This window comes from Paracandidimonas soli, from assembly GCF_004342005.1.
Classification (GTDB): domain Bacteria; phylum Pseudomonadota; class Gammaproteobacteria; order Burkholderiales; family Burkholderiaceae_B; genus Paracandidimonas; species Paracandidimonas soli.
Map to the genome: position 1 here is coordinate 373,035 of NZ_SMBX01000003.1, position 14,034 is coordinate 387,068.

Genomic DNA, 14,034 nt, shown 5'->3' on the forward strand with positions numbered 1-14,034 from the left:
AGTGCCGATGTAGCTCAGTTGGTAGAGCAGCGCATTCGTAATGCGAAGGTCGGAGGTTCGACTCCTCTCATCGGCACCACAGTATTCAAAACGCCAGCCTTGCCATGGGCTGGCGTTTTTGCTTGGTGCGTGCGGAATGTGTGAAAGCGTGCGTTTTCGCTCCCTCGCCTCATTGTCGAAGAGCGGGCTTTCCGTCCGCGTGCCGCATTATCGCTGCGCCACCTCCCATGGGTTGCAGATGCCGGAGGAATGTCCGGCTGGCAGCCTCCCAGGAAAAGCCGGCCGCATGCGCGGAGGGTATGCCGCGATCTATTTCCAGCGCCTGCAGGCACGCGTCGCGCAGGCCGGACGATATGACGCCCGCGCCGGAGCCTCTCAGTATGTCCGCCGTCGCTTCCGACGGCAGCGCGGCGACCGGGCATCCGCATGCCATGGCTTCCAGCAGTACCAGGCCGAAGGTGTCGGTCCGGCTGGGAAAGACGAATACATCCGCCATGCGGTACAGCGACGCCAGCACGGAATGCGACTGCGCGCCTGTGAAGCGGACGTCGGGAAACTGTCGCTTCAGCCTGGCCAGGGCGGGACCGTCGCCGACGACGTATTTTTCGCCGGGCAGGTCCAGGGCCAGGAAAGCCGGCAGGTTCTTCTCGACGGCGATACGCCCCGCATAGAGAAAGACCGGACGCTGCCTGGTCCGGAACGCATCCGTGAGTTCGTCCCCGGCCCGCGGATGGAAGACGGACAAGTCCACGCCGCGCGCCCATATGACGATGCGCGATGCGTCGAAGCCATTTTCGATCAGGTCGTTCCTGACGCTGCGGGTAGGAACCATGGTGCGGACCGCAGGCCCATGGAACCAGCGCAGCCAGCGATAGCTGACGAAGTGCGGCAGCCGCGTCCGGGCATGGATGTATTCCGGAAACCTGGTGTGATAAGCCGTGGTGAACGGCATGCCGTGTTTCAGGGCATAGCGCCTGGCGGCGAGCCCCAGAGGCCCTTCGGTGGCGATATGCAGCGCATCTGGACGGAAGGCATTGATCAGGCTTGCCATCCTGCCGCCAGGCAACAATGACAGGCGGATCTCACGATAAGAGGGGCAAGGGATGGTCCTGAACATCCCCGGATGCAGGATTTCCACAAGGTGCCCCATGCGGGCCAGCTCCCGGCGCGTCTGCTTCAGCGTGAATACCACGCCGTTGATCTGCGGATCCCAGGCATCCGTGACGATCAGGATTCTCATGCGGCCTGTTTTCCTTTGTCCTGCTGGCTGGCGGGCCGGATGGGGACGATCGTATCCGAGACCGCCCAGTCCACGATAGCCAGGCTGCCGTCGCTGCGTTCCACCAAGGCGGTCAGGCTTTCGACCCAGTCGCCATCGTTGCAGTACAGGATGCCGTCCACTTCGCGCAGCTCCGCTTTGTGTATGTGCCCGCATACGACGCCGTCGTATCCCTTGCGGCGGGCTTCGTTGATCAGGACCTGTTCGAAGGCGGTGATGAAGGCGACCGCGTCCTTTACCTTGTATTTCAGGTACTGGGAAAGTGACCAGTAGCGCATGCCCAGGCGGTTGCGCAGGCGGTTGAGCCAGTGGTTCAGGGCCAGAACCAGCGTGTAGAGCTGGTCGCCCAGATAGGCCAGCCATTTGGCGTACTGGATGACGCCGTCGAACTGGTCGCCGTGCGTGATCCACAAGCGTTTGCCGTCCGCCGTGGTGTGCTCCGTTTCCAGGCAGACCTCGATGCCGCCGAAGACATGATTCTTGTACTGGCGGGCGAATTCGTCGTGGTTGCCGGGAACATACACGACGCGGGTGCCTTTGCGCACTTTGTAGAGCAGCTTCTGCACGACATCGTTGTGCGACTGCGGCCAGGTCCAGCGCTTGCGCAGCCGCCAGCCGTCGACGATGTCGCCGACCAGATAAATGGTGTCCGCATCGTGGCGCTTGAGGAAGTCCAGCAGTTGCTCGGCTTTGCAGCCGGCGGTGCCAAGGTGAAAGTCCGATATCCATATGGCGCGGTAGCGCGTGACGGAATGACTGGACGGGGAACTGGGATTCGATCTCGGCATTTGCATGACCGGCATTAAGCCACGGCTGCATGACTGTTCCATGATGTTTGTGTGGCAGAAAGATTGCAGCGTCATGCGGCGCGTGCCAGGGGCGAACCGGAATGCCTTGCGCACTGGCGCGTGGTCATTGCGCTGTCATGCGGATTCCATAGGCTGGCGGCATTGCCCGGCAGATGGGGCGTTCCGAGGGAAGCAGTCCATGAAGATAGCGGTGGTCGGCACAGGATACGTTGGCTTGTCGAATGCGGTGCTGCTGGCCAGGCGGCATCGGGTCGTGGCGCTGGATATCGTGGCGGACCGCGTCGCCCTGATCAATGCAGGGCAATGTCCGGTGGAGGATCCGGAGATGCAGCAGGCGATGGACCAGGGCGGACTTCAGTTGCGGGCCACGCTGGATGCGGCTCAGGCGTACGAGGGGGCTGAGTACATCATTGTCGCGACGCCGACAAACTACGACGAGAAGACGAACGGCTTCGATACCCGCAGCATCGATGCCGTGGCAAGCGAGGCCTTCCGTCTCAATCCCGAAGCCACGATTGTCGTCAAATCCACAGTTCCCGTTGGCTATACGCAACAATTGCGCCAGAGACTGGGTACGGACCGCGTGTTCTTTTCGCCAGAGTTTCTCCGGGAGGGTCGGGCGCTGCACGACAACCTCTATCCGTCGCGCATCGTCGTGGGGGATGATTCGGAGCGCGGAAAACGGTTTGCGGAATTGTTGCGGGAGGGTGCGTTGCGCGATCAGGTGCCCATGCTGTTCACGGGTTCGACCGAGGCGGAGGCGATCAAGCTGTTCGCGAATACCTACCTGGCCATGCGTGTCGCCTATTTCAATGAGCTGGACAGCTTTGCCGAACTGCGCGGGCTGGATACCCTGCAGATCATCCGGGGCGTGGGGCTGGATCCGAGGATCGGCGATCACTACAACAATCCTTCGTTCGGCTACGGCGGGTATTGCCTGCCCAAGGATACGCGCCAACTGCTGGCCAACTACGACAAAGTGCCCAGCAATCTGATCCACGCAATCGTCGAGGCCAACAGCACGCGCAAGGATTTCATCGCGGCTTCCATCCTGCGGCGCAATCCCGGAGTGGTGGGCATTTACCGGCTGGTCATGAAGGCGGGGTCCGACAATTTCCGCGAATCCGCCATCCAGGGGGTCATGAAGCGCATCAAGGCCAAAGGTATCGAAGTCATCGTGTACGAGCCGGTGCTGAAGGATGAGACATTCTTCCGTTCCCGCGTCGTTCGCGATCTGGATGTCTTCAAGGCCCGGAGCGATGTCATCATCGCAAACCGCCGCTCCCCGGAATTGGCGGACGTGCGCGAAAAAGTCTATACGCGGGACCTGTTCGGCCAGGATTAGCCCTGTCGGTACAGGCAGGCGCTGCAGTTTCAGGGCGTCCGGTGGTTGACACGCCGTAAAATGGGCGCAGGCCACCCCAGAGGAGAATGCCATGAATACGATAGCCTGGCTGTTGCTGCTGGCGACGCTTCTTCCCTATGTCGCGGCGATTGCCGCCAAGGCGGGCGGCAAGGGATTTGACAACAATCAGCCCAGGGCATGGCTGCAGCAGCTCCAGGGCTGGCGCAGCAGGGCTAATGCTGCGCAGCAAAACCTCTTCGAGGGCCTGCCTTTTTTCTATGCGGCTGCGTTGTTTGCGCTCTGGCGCGGCGTGGAGCCTGCGGTGATTGCGCCCTGGATGGTGGCGTGGATTCTTGTCAGGCTGCTGTATATCGGCGCCTATGTCGCAGGCAGGGGAACCGTGCGTTCCCTGCTGTGGGGCGTTGCGCTGGCGCTGAACATAGGAATTCTGTTTGCCGGGCTGTAGCTGGAGCGGGAGCGATGGCGAGGCGCACGCATCCGGGATGCGCGCGCCTCATATTTTCGGGAAGGCCTACAGCCGGCTGTTGTTGCTTTTCTGCACCTGGTTTCCGTTGCGCGACATATGGATCGCCGACGGAAACAGATCCCAGCAGGAGACGAAGAGCGCGGCGATCAGCGGCCCGATGACGAAGCCATTGAGACCGAACATGACCAGGCCTCCCAGCGTGGAAATCAGCACGAGATAGTCGGGAAGCTTCGTATCCTTGCCGACGAGAATGGGGCGCAGAACATTGTCCACCAGGCCGATCACCAGCACGCCGTAGAGGATCAGGACGATGCCCTGCACGATATTGCCCGATACCAGGAAATAGATGGCGACGGGAAACCAGATCAGCGCCGCCCCGACGGCGGGCAGCAGCGACAGGAAGGCCATCAGCACGCCCCAGAGCAGGACGCCCTGGATGCCGAGGATCCAGAAGATCAGCCCCCCGAGCGCACCCTGCGTGGCCGCGACCACGATATTGCCCTTGACCGTGGCGCGCACGACGGTCGTGAACTTGCGAAACAGGTGGTGCTGGTGCTTTTCGCTGAGAGGGATCAGTTGCCTGCATTTGTCGGCCAGTTGGGGGCCGTCCCGGAACAGGAAGAACAGCAGATACAGCATGACGCCCAGGCCGACGAGAAAGCCGAAGGTATTCTGGCCGAAGTTGAAGGCCTGGGTGGCCAGGAACTGGCTGCCTTGCATGACGCCGGCGGACAGCTTTTCGCGCAGGCTGCCCAGGTCGAGAATGCCGAAGTCGCTCAGAGTCTGGTGAACGATGGGAGGCAGGGCGTCCACGACTTGCCCGAAGTAGGCGGCCAGGTTCAGCTCGCCGGAGGAAATGCGGCGATACAGCGTGGCGCCTTCCTGGACCAGTGCGCCGGTGATCAGGGTGAGGGGAAGAATGACGACGAGGATACACATCGCCAGGGATATCAGGGCGGCGAGGTTCGGATGTTTCGGCATGCGCGCCAGCAGCCTTTTGTGCAGGGGCATGAAAATGACAGCCAGGATGGCGCCCCAGAAAATGGCGCTGAGGTAGGGCTGCAGCAGCCAGATGAAGGCAAGGCTGACCAATGTCAGCAGCAGTATGAATGTGCGGAAATAAAGACGGTTGGTTTCCATCCGTGCTCCGGGATAAAAAGCGGGCCGGTGGAACCGGCAATGCCGCAGATGGCGGAGAAGCCCTGGCCTTTGGGCCCGGGTTCTTCAAAATCGCCTTGTGCCGCCATTCTATGCCAAAGCATGTGGAGCAACGCGGTTTCCCGCGTGACATTTTCCTTCGATGGGTGGCAAGTTTCTCTTGCCGGACGCGCCGCCTGTGTCGGCGACTGCCGCCAGGCGCCAATTCCCGGTGAATGCGGTGTCAGTCACATTTGGTCGTTTTCTTGATACTCAAATTTCATTTGATTTTACAATTAACTACAAAAAATGTAATATTTTTCTGATTTTTATCAAATATTTGTTGATTTACAAAAAATATTTGGGAATTTTGTTAAAGATACTACATAAATAGTATCTAATAGCATCTGTTTATTTGTAGTAAAAGTTACATTTTCACTGAATTGCGCAACAATTATTGCTTGCATCATTCATATTCTGCTTGTTTGCAACCGCACCGATCCCACACGGATCGTTGCAGCGTCAATTAGAAAAGGGTGCCTATCCATGTCCGCCGAAATAGCCGCGTCCATTGAGTTGGATTCTGCCTTGAATGACATCCGTGAAGTTAACTTGTCCTACTTGATGCTGGCCCAGCGCCTGCTGCGCGAAAACTACTCAGCGGGCATGTTCCGGCTGGGGTTCACGCAAGATGTCGCGGAAATCATCATGCAGCTTTCCCCCATGCAGATGGTCAAGCTGGCGGGCTCCAGTTCCCTGGTTTGCGGCTTCAGGCTCAATGATTACAGCCTGCTGTCGGCCCTGACCCAGGATGTCCTGGGCGGCGTGCTGCAACAGGCGCACTCTACGATACTGCTGGCGCAGAAATCCGCAGAGCAGGCCGTGCTGTGAGTCGTTCCGGCGAAGCCCCGGCCAAGAAGACGGGAGTTCAAAAGAGCGTGGCAAAGGAAGCGGAAGAAATTCTGCTGGCCACCGAGATGATCCACCTGGGTGCGCGCCTGCAGGTGCTGCAGGCCGAAACCAGCCTGAGCTATGACCGCCTGGCCCGCCTGTATCGCGAAATCAAGGGTTGCTCGCCGCCCAAGGGGATGCTGCCGTTTTCGGTCGACTGGTTCATGACCTGGCTGCCCAACATCCATTCCAGCGTGTTCTACAACGTCTATCGTTTCATGGACACGCATACGCCTTCGAAAAAAGTCCGGGCCCTGGTCGAGGGGTATCGGCTGTATCTGGAGCAGGCCTTCGTTGGCCGTTCCGAGCAAGTCGGCGAGCCGGTGCTCAGTTTCACGCGCGCCTGGATGCTGATCCGTTTTTTCGACAGCAAGCTGCTGCAGCTGTCCGCGTGTGAGCGTTGCCACGGCGAGTTCGTGGCCCATGCGCACGATCCGCAGAAAGGTTTCGTGTGCGCGATTTGCCGTCCGCCGCCCCGGGCCGGCAAGACTCGTGCCGGCGAGCGCAGGACTCAGCCCAGGAAGCGGGATGCCACGGAAGTGCAGGTGGTCGCGTCTGCGCAGGGCGCAGCCAACGAAGAGACTGTGGGGGCCTTGCCTAAGGCAGGGCGCAAGGCGGAGGTCGCAGCGGCTCTTCGCGCAGCATCCGAGGCGAAAACCCTGTCCGACTGAGGGGCGTCTGTAGTCCCATTGGCATTTCCCGGCGGGCGTCGACAAGGCGCCCGCATCTTTTTCAGAACATGGATTTGGATGCAAAAATCCCTGCTGACAGGCGCTTTCCAAGAAGAGGAATCGGGCGATCATAGGCGGGTTTGCAGAACGAGGGTTTGCTCGTGCTAATTATTCTTGGCTATCTGGTCGTACTGGGTTCGGTGTTTGGCAGCTACGTCGCCATGGGCGGGCAACTGGGAGCGCTTTATCAGCCCTTCGAGTTTGTCCTGATCGGCGGCGCGGCGCTGGGCGCGTACATTGCCGCCAACAGCGGAAAGTCGGCCAAGCTGCTGCTGGCGGCGCTGCCTTCGGTGATGCGCAATTCTCCCTACAGCAAAGACCTGTACATGGAGCTGATGGCGCTGTTGTATGTACTGCTCAACAAGGCCAGGCGCGACGGGCTGATGTCCATCGAGTCCGATATCGAAGATCCGGTCTCCAGCCCGATCTTTTCCGAATATCCGAGGGTTCTGGCGGATCCCAAGTTGATGGAGTTCATCACCGACTATCTGCGCATCATGATCAGTGGCAACATGAGCTCGTTCGAGATCGAAACCCTAATGGACCAGGAGATCGAGACGGCGCAGCACGAAAGCAATGTCCCCGCGCATGCCATGCATACGGTGGCCGATGCGCTGCCGGCATTCGGTATCGTGGCCGCGGTGCTGGGCGTCATCAAGGCGCTGGCTTCCGTGGACCAGCCACCGGCCATCCTGGCGGATCTCATCTCGAAGGCCATGGTGGGGACGTTCCTGGGGATTCTGCTGGCGTACGGCTTCGTTTCGCCGCTGGCCGCGGCCCTGGAGAAGCGCACGACGTCGTCCGTCAAGGTACTTGAATGCATCAAGGTGACCCTGCTGGCCAGCATGAACGGCTATCCTCCGCCGCTCGCCGTGGAGTTCGGACGCAAGGTGCTGTATGCCAGCGTCAGGCCTTCATTCGCGGAGCTCGAGGAGCATGTGCGACAGGCGCGCGCGCCTGGCGCCAAGAAGGCGTAGGCCATGGCGGGGCAGGATCGCATTGTCATACGGCGCAAGAAAGTCGTAGCGGGCGCGCATCACGGCGGGAGCTGGAAGATCGCCTATGCCGATTTCGTGACGGCCATGATGGCGTTCTTCCTGGTCATGTGGCTGCTGTCGCTCGTGCCCAGGCAAGACCTGAAAGCCATCGCCGAATACTTCCGCATGCCGCTCATGGAAGCCATACAGGGCGGGCCGCAGGCTGATTCGGGCAGTTCGGTGGTGCCGGGCGGCTCGCCCAGCATCATACCCAACCCCTATTCCCTGACGCCGCCGATCGAAGGCGGAGGGGAGGGGCGTACCCAGCAGCCCCAGATCGATGCCGAGCGTCTCGATATCGAGCGCCTGGAACAATTGCAGTCGGATCTGGAGGATCTGATCAAAACGGATCCCGTGCTGCGCCATTTCCAGCCGCAATTGCTGCTGGACATGACGCCCGACGGGTTGCGGGTGCAGATCATCGACCAGCAGAACCGTCCCATGTTCGCCACGGGCAGCGCGCAGGTGCAGCCGTATATGCGCAGCATCCTGCGCGAGCTCGGACCGGTGTTCAACCGGCTGCCGAATTCACTGAGCATTTCGGGGCATACCGATGCGCTCCAGTATGCAACGGGGGAAAGGCTCTACAGCAATTGGGAGCTGTCGGCGGATCGCGCCAATGCCGCCCGGCAGGAACTGGTGGCGGGCGGCATGTCCGAGCCCAAGATCAAGCAGGTGCTCGGGCTGGCGTCTACCGTGAATCTCGTTAAAGACAATCCGTTTGCGGCCGTTAACCGTCGAATCAGCATTCTGGTGCTTAATCAGCGTGCCGAACGCAGGATCGATGAGCAGAATGAAATGCGCGCAGGCTACGGCAATGTGGAAGAGCAGCTTCTCATGCCTGCGCCGGCGCTAGATGACGCCTTGCTTGAACAGCTCGGCGCCCCCTGAAAAAGAAAAGGGCAGAAGGAATCCGCAATGAGTACAGGGCTTGACCTCAGCCAGTTTTTCGACACATTTTTCGATGAAGCGGGCGAATTGCTGGCAGACATGGAGCAACTGCTGCTGGGGCTGGATATCGACAATCCGGACATCGATCAGCTCAATGCCATTTTCAGGGCGGCGCACTCCATCAAGGGAGGCGCCGGGACCTTCGGCTGCTTCGGCCAACTGACGGATACCACGCATTTGCTGGAAAACATTCTCGATGCATTGCGTCGCGGCGAAATGTCGCTGAGGCAGGACATGATCGACCTTTTTCTGGAGACCAAGGATGTGCTGACCGATCAAGTCGCTGCTTACCGCGCATCGCAGCAGCCCGACGCGGAAACCTACGAGCGTATCTGCGCGCAATTGCGGCAACTGGCCCAGGAGAAAAAAGACGCCGGAACCCCGGGCGCAAAACCCGCGCCGGCGTCGCAGCCCGTGTCGCAGCCCGAGGTCGAGACCCCGGCTTCCTCCCCGGCCATGGAAGCCGTCCAGGCTTCCGCGGACGGCTTGCCGCTGCATGTCAGGCTGCTGAACGTCAATGAGAAGGACGCAGCCGCATTGCGGGACGAAATGGCGTTGCTGGGCGACGTATTGCACACGCAAGCCCATGCTGATGGACTGTCGATCTGGCTTTCGACCACGGCATCGGTGTCCGACATCGAGGCGGTCTGCTGCTTCATCATTGACGAAAAACAGGTGAAGATCGTTCCGGAGCCCGTGCCATCGGCGCAGGCTTCCGTCGTCGCGCAGCCACAAGAGGCTGCGGCCCAGCCGGTTGCCGCAGGGCAATCCAAAGCCGCGGCGCAGCCGGCCATCGCCGAACCGCCCAAGGCCGCTGCGCCTGCGAAGCCGGCGGAGGGCAAGCCCGCTGCGCAAGTCGGCAAGCCGTCCGCGGCGGCGAAGGACAGCAGCAGCACCATCCGGGTTGGTGTCGAAAAAGTCGACCAGATCATCAATCTGGTTGGCGAGCTTGTCATTACGCAGGCCATGCTCGTGCAGATGGCGTCCACGCTGGATCCGGTCGTGCATGACCGCCTGCTCAACGGCATCGAGCAATTGGATCGCAATGCCCGCGACCTGCAGGAGGCCGTGATGTCCATCCGCATGATGCCCATGGACTACGTGTTCAGCCGCTTTCCCAGGGTCGTGCGCGAAAACGCCACGAAAATGGGCAAGCGCATCCGCCTGGTCACGCAGGGCCAGGCGACCGAGCTGGACAAAAGCCTGATCGAACGCATCATCGATCCGTTGACGCACCTGGTGCGCAACAGCCTGGACCACGGTTTCGAGCTGCCGGACGACCGTATCGCCGCAGGCAAGAATCCCGAGGGCACGCTGACGCTGTCGGCGCAGCACAATGGCGGGCAGATCGTCATTGAGGTGTCCGATGACGGCACCGGCCTGTCGCGCGAGAAAATCCTGAAGAAGGCCATGTCCCAGGGATTCCCGGTCAATGAGTCCACGCCGGACGAAGAGCTCTGGCAGCTGATTTTCGCGCCGGGCTTTTCCACTGCGGCGGTCGTGACGGATATTTCCGGGCGTGGCGTCGGCATGGATGTCGTGCGCCGCAACATCCAGGGCATGGGCGGGCACGTTCACCTGTCTTCCCGCGCGGGGCAGGGAACGACCACCCGCATCGTGTTGCCGCTGACCCTGGCCATCCTGGACGGCATGTCGGTGCGCGTGGGGGATGAGACCTTCATCTTGCCGCTCAGCCATGTGACCGAGTCGCTGCAGCCTGCGCCGGAGCAGGTCTACAGCATTTCGGAAACAGAGAAAATGCTGCATGTGCGCGGCGAGTACCTTCCCATCGTGGCGCTGCACCAGGTGTTCGACGTGGGCAGCGCAGAGGCCGATATCTCGAAATCGATCGCCGTCATCCTCAAGGCGGAGGAAGTCCGCTTTGCATTGCTCGTCGATCACCTGATCGGCCAGCACCAGGTCGTCGTGAAGAACCTGGAGGCCAACTACCGCAAGATTCCAGGCGTTTCCGCCGCCACCATTCTCGGAGACGGCAGCGTGGCGCTGATCGTCGACGTCTTTGCATTGATGCGTTTTACGCGCGAGCGCGTGGCTGCCTGACGGCAGCGCCGCATACCGGAGAATTCCATGAACGATAAAAGCGAACTGAATCCGAATACCGCGGACATGTCGGGCCAGGAGTACCTGGTCTTCACGCTGGCGGACCAGGAATACGGTATCGATATCCTGAAAGTGCAGGAAATCCGCGGCTACGACAGCCAGGCGGTAACGCGCATCGCCAACGTGCCGTCCTTCATCAAGGGGGTGACCAACCTGCGCGGCATCATCGTGCCCATCGTCGACATGCGTATCAAGTTTCGTCTCGAGAATGTCGAATACAACAGCCAGACGGTCGTCATCATCCTCAACCTGAAGTCGCGCGTCGTCGGCATGGTTGTGGACGGCGTGTCCGATGTGCTGGTGCTGCAGTCGTCGCAGCTGAGCGCCGCGCCCCAGTTCGGCGCCGCGTTCTCCACGGAATACCTGACGGGCATCGGCACCATTGGCGATCGCATGCTGATCCTGGTGGATATCGAGCGGCTGATGACGAGCGAGGAGATGGCGCTCGTGGAAGAGGCGATGGCCTGAACGCCTGGCCGCACAAGGCGCTGGGCCGTAGCACAGAGTTTTTGGAAATGGGGGACGCAGCCGTTCGCGGCTGCGTTCGGGGCATGTCGAACGGCAGCGGGAAGTGCGTATGGAGGCGCACAACATCATGCGTAACAGTATAAAAATGAAATTCATCGGAAATCTGAAAATACGCACCAGCCTGATACTCGTGCTGGTATTTTTCCTGTTGATGCTCATCGCGGGCGCGGCGCTCGGACTGCTGTCCATGCGTGCCAACAACCAGGCGCTGCAAGAGATCACGAACAGCCAGCGGACGGTAACGGCCCTGAAGCTGGCGGTGGACCGATACAAGGATGCCCAGTCCCAGCTGGGCAGGGCGCTGGCTTCGCATGTGACGGCCCAGTCGAATGCGCTGTCCTCCGGAAGCCAGTCCATCGGGTCCGAGGCCTCGCGCCTGCTCGAAGCGTCCAAGGCGTCCTACAAGCGCTCGCTCAGTTCGTTCGCCGAATATGTAAAACTGGCTGCCACCACATCGGGCAGCGGCGGGCAGTTCGCCAACAATGTGCGTTCCGCCTATACAGGACTGATGGACGAAGGCATGCCCGATTTGTACACCGCCATGGAAAAAGGCGATGTCCACGCCTTCAACGATACATTCTCCAGCCTGACGCAGTACCTGGAGGACGATTTCTTCACGGCGTTCAACGCGGTCAATCGCCACCAGCAGAACATCATCGACCGCGCCTACGATTCGCAGGTCACCTATTACGAGTATGTGATCATGATCGTCAGCGTCGGCGTGGTGCTGTGCGTGCTGATCGCATTGCTGGCCTATGTCTTCCTTGGGCGCATGGTGCTCAGGCCGCTCAATCAGGCCATACAGCATTTCGAACGCATCGCCGCTGGCGATCTGACGCAGCGCATCCAACTGCGTTCCACGAACGAAATCGGCATGCTCTACGACGGCATGCGCAAGATGCAGGAAAGCCTGACGCGCACCGTCGGCATCGTGCGCCAGGGAGTCGAGGAGATCACGCATGGATCCCACGAGATATTCGTCGGCAATACCGATCTCAGCAGCCGCACGGAGCAGCAGGCGGCATCGCTGCAGCAGACCGCGGCCAGCATGGAGGAGCTCTCCAGCACGGTCAAGCTGAACACGGACAACGCCCTGCAGGCGGACAGCCTGGCGAAGAATGCGTCCGGGGTCGCGTTGCGCGGTGGAGAAACGGTGTCGGCCGTCGTAACCACCATGGACGAGATTTCCCGCAGCTCGGGCAAGATCGCGGAAATTGTCAGCGTGATCGACGGCATCGCCTTCCAGACGAATATCCTGGCGCTGAATGCGGCGGTCGAGGCGGCGCGCGCGGGCGAGCAGGGCAAAGGCTTTGCCGTGGTGGCGGGCGAAGTGCGAGCCTTGGCGCAGCGCAGCGCGCAGGCCGCCAAGGAAATCAAGACGCTGATCGAAGAGTCCCTGAGCAAGGTCAAGGCGGGCGCGCTTCAGGCGGGCGAGGCGGGAACCGTCATGCGCGAAATCGTCGAATCCGTGCAGGGCGTCACTACGATCATGACGGAAATCTCTTCGGCATCGCGCGAGCAATCCGAAGGCATCGGACAGGTGAATCTGGCCGTCGCCGAGATGGACGGTGTCGTCCAGCAGAATGCGGCGCTGGTCGAGCAGGCCGCCGCCGCGGCCGGATCCCTGCAGGAGCAGGCGCACCGGCTGAGCGAGGCCGTGTCCATATTCAAGATCAATGCGGCGGATGTGATCGAAGTCACCGCGGCGCACTTGTCGCACAACGGCCAGTACGGTCCGGCCAGCCTTGAGGCTGGAGGCGAGGCGCTTCCGGACGCACTGGCTGGCGCATGAATGGCAGGTTGAATGAGCGCTATTGAAATCGGCAGTATTTTTGCGGCGCCTTCCTATCCTCCGGCTGTGCCGGAGGATTTTGATCGTTGCGTCAAGCTGCTGCAGAAACGCGCGGGTATCGTTCTTGGCGAGCACAAGCGCGAAATGATAGGACGCATCCTTGGGGCTCGCGCCAAGGCTGTGAACATGCAGACGATTCGTTCATATCTGGACCTTTTGGCGCAGAATCCGGGCGCGCAGGAGTGGGAGCATTTCATCAATGCTTTCACCATCAACCACACGGCCTTCTTTCGCGAGCGGCACCACTTCGAAATGCTGGCCGATTTCGTGAAGCGGCGCAGGGCGCCGGTATCGATCTGGTGCTGTGCGGCATCGACGGGCGAAGAGGTCTATACGATCGCTCTCACGCTGGCGCAGGCGGGCCATACGGCGGAAAACGGCGCGCGCATCTGGGCCACCGATATCGATACGGAGGCCGTGCAGCGCGCCAGGCAGGGCGTCTATTCCATGGACAGGGTCAAGCCGGTGCCGCCGGACCGGCTGAGAACCTATTTCCAGCGCGGCACGGGAAAGAATGCGGGCATGGTGCGGGTCAAGCCGGTATTGCGCAACATGGTCGAATTCGATGTGCTGAACCTGCTGGATCCTTCCTGGCCCATCCAGGGCAAGTTCGATGCGATTTTCTGCCGGAACATCATGATCTATTTCGACAAGGAAACGCAGTCGAGAATCCTCGACAGATTTGCGCCCGTCCTGAAGCCGGACGGGCTGCTTTTTGCGGGGCATTCGGAAAACTTCACCTATCTGACAAAGGCATTCCGCTTGCGGGGGCAAACGGTCTATGTCCGTTCCTGAGGAATCACAAC

13 protein-coding genes and 1 tRNA gene are annotated in these 14,034 nt (G+C 60.6%); 11 read left to right on the forward strand and 3 right to left on the reverse strand.

Features of this window, described 5'->3' with window-relative positions; genetic code table 11:
* Positions 1-3 precede the first annotated feature (3 nt).
* Positions 4-79: transfer RNA gene (locus EV686_RS08760), tRNA-Thr, on the forward strand.
* 90 nt (positions 80-169) lie between these two features.
* On the opposite strand, the gene EV686_RS08765 is transcribed toward EV686_RS08760, so the two are convergent.
* Positions 170-1,240: a glycosyltransferase family 4 protein gene (locus EV686_RS08765; protein ID WP_132475733.1), complete on the reverse strand. Its 1,071-nt coding sequence runs from the start codon at positions 1,238-1,240 to the stop codon at positions 170-172.
* Complete coding sequence (locus EV686_RS08770; RefSeq protein WP_424451368.1) at positions 1,237-2,073, reverse strand: UDP-2,3-diacylglucosamine diphosphatase; 837 nt, start codon at positions 2,071-2,073, stop codon at positions 1,237-1,239. The genes EV686_RS08765 and EV686_RS08770 overlap by 4 nt, the downstream gene beginning before the upstream one ends.
* Positions 2,074-2,266: 193 nt before the next feature.
* Here EV686_RS08770 and EV686_RS08775 point away from each other — a divergent pair, with 193 nt between their 5' ends.
* Complete coding sequence (locus tag EV686_RS08775) at positions 2,267-3,433, forward strand: nucleotide sugar dehydrogenase (RefSeq protein WP_132475739.1); 1,167 nt, start codon at positions 2,267-2,269, stop codon at positions 3,431-3,433.
* A 91-nt stretch (positions 3,434-3,524) separates the two neighbouring features.
* Positions 3,525-3,899: an MAPEG family protein gene (locus EV686_RS08780; RefSeq protein WP_132475742.1), complete on the forward strand. Its 375-nt coding sequence runs from the start codon at positions 3,525-3,527 to the stop codon at positions 3,897-3,899.
* A gap of 66 nt (positions 3,900-3,965) precedes the next feature.
* Here EV686_RS08780 and EV686_RS08785 read toward each other — a convergent pair whose 3' ends face one another.
* Positions 3,966-5,060 (reverse strand): AI-2E family transporter, encoded by a 1,095-nt coding sequence (locus EV686_RS08785; protein WP_132475745.1) that lies wholly within the window; start codon positions 5,058-5,060, stop codon positions 3,966-3,968.
* 543 nt (positions 5,061-5,603) lie between these two features.
* Here EV686_RS08785 and flhD point away from each other — a divergent pair.
* From flhD to EV686_RS08825, 8 genes are all read left to right on the forward strand, one after another.
* Positions 5,604-5,948 carry a flagellar transcriptional regulator FlhD gene (flhD, locus tag EV686_RS08790; RefSeq protein WP_132475748.1) on the forward strand — a complete coding sequence of 115 codons (345 nt, stop codon included), beginning with the start codon at positions 5,604-5,606 and terminating at the stop codon, positions 5,946-5,948.
* A complete protein-coding gene (gene flhC / locus EV686_RS08795) occupies positions 5,945-6,679 on the forward strand; it encodes a flagellar transcriptional regulator FlhC (protein WP_132475751.1) in 735 nt (244 codons plus the stop codon). The genes flhD and flhC overlap by 4 nt, the downstream gene beginning before the upstream one ends.
* Before the next feature lie 161 nt (positions 6,680-6,840).
* A complete protein-coding gene (motA, locus tag EV686_RS08800) occupies positions 6,841-7,716 on the forward strand; it encodes a flagellar motor stator protein MotA (protein WP_132475754.1) in 876 nt (291 codons plus the stop codon).
* A gap of 3 nt (positions 7,717-7,719) precedes the next feature.
* The gene (motB, locus tag EV686_RS08805; protein WP_132475757.1) at positions 7,720-8,667 is read left to right on the forward strand and encodes a flagellar motor protein MotB; all 948 of its coding nucleotides are present in this window, start codon (positions 7,720-7,722) and stop codon (positions 8,665-8,667) included.
* 27 nt (positions 8,668-8,694) lie between these two features.
* Positions 8,695-10,788: a chemotaxis protein CheA gene (gene cheA / locus EV686_RS08810; protein WP_132475760.1), complete on the forward strand. Its 2,094-nt coding sequence runs from the start codon at positions 8,695-8,697 to the stop codon at positions 10,786-10,788.
* Positions 10,789-10,815: 27 nt separating this feature from the next.
* Entirely contained in the window at positions 10,816-11,316 is a 501-nt protein-coding gene (locus tag EV686_RS08815) for a chemotaxis protein CheW (protein ID WP_132475763.1), read from the forward strand.
* Between the two features lie 145 nt (positions 11,317-11,461).
* Positions 11,462-13,168, forward strand: a complete 1,707-nt coding sequence (locus tag EV686_RS08820) for a methyl-accepting chemotaxis protein (RefSeq protein ID WP_243650810.1) — start codon at positions 11,462-11,464, stop codon at positions 13,166-13,168.
* A 12-nt stretch (positions 13,169-13,180) separates the two neighbouring features.
* A complete protein-coding gene (locus EV686_RS08825) occupies positions 13,181-14,023 on the forward strand; it encodes a CheR family methyltransferase (protein WP_132475769.1) in 843 nt (280 codons plus the stop codon).
* Positions 14,024-14,034: the final 11 nt, after the last annotated feature.

Coding starts and splice junctions, on each gene's coding strand:
- EV686_RS08780 (WP_132475742.1), top strand. CDS start 3,525: ATGAATACGATAGCCTGGCTGTTGCTGCTGGCGACGCTTCTTCCCTAT.
- EV686_RS08785 (WP_132475745.1), bottom strand. CDS start 5,060: ATGGAAACCAACCGTCTTTATTTCCGCACATTCATACTGCTGCTGACA.
- flhD (WP_132475748.1), top strand. CDS start 5,604: ATGTCCGCCGAAATAGCCGCGTCCATTGAGTTGGATTCTGCCTTGAAT.
- motB (WP_132475757.1), top strand. CDS start 7,720: ATGGCGGGGCAGGATCGCATTGTCATACGGCGCAAGAAAGTCGTAGCG.
- EV686_RS08815 (WP_132475763.1), top strand. CDS start 10,816: ATGAACGATAAAAGCGAACTGAATCCGAATACCGCGGACATGTCGGGC.
- EV686_RS08825 (WP_132475769.1), top strand. CDS start 13,181: ATGAGCGCTATTGAAATCGGCAGTATTTTTGCGGCGCCTTCCTATCCT.
- cheA (WP_132475760.1), top strand. CDS start 8,695: ATGAGTACAGGGCTTGACCTCAGCCAGTTTTTCGACACATTTTTCGAT.
- EV686_RS08765 (WP_132475733.1), bottom strand. CDS start 1,240: ATGAGAATCCTGATCGTCACGGATGCCTGGGATCCGCAGATCAACGGC.
- EV686_RS08820 (WP_243650810.1), top strand. CDS start 11,462: ATGAAATTCATCGGAAATCTGAAAATACGCACCAGCCTGATACTCGTG.
- EV686_RS08775 (WP_132475739.1), top strand. CDS start 2,267: ATGAAGATAGCGGTGGTCGGCACAGGATACGTTGGCTTGTCGAATGCG.
- EV686_RS08770 (WP_424451368.1), bottom strand. CDS start 2,073: ATGCAAATGCCGAGATCGAATCCCAGTTCCCCGTCCAGTCATTCCGTC.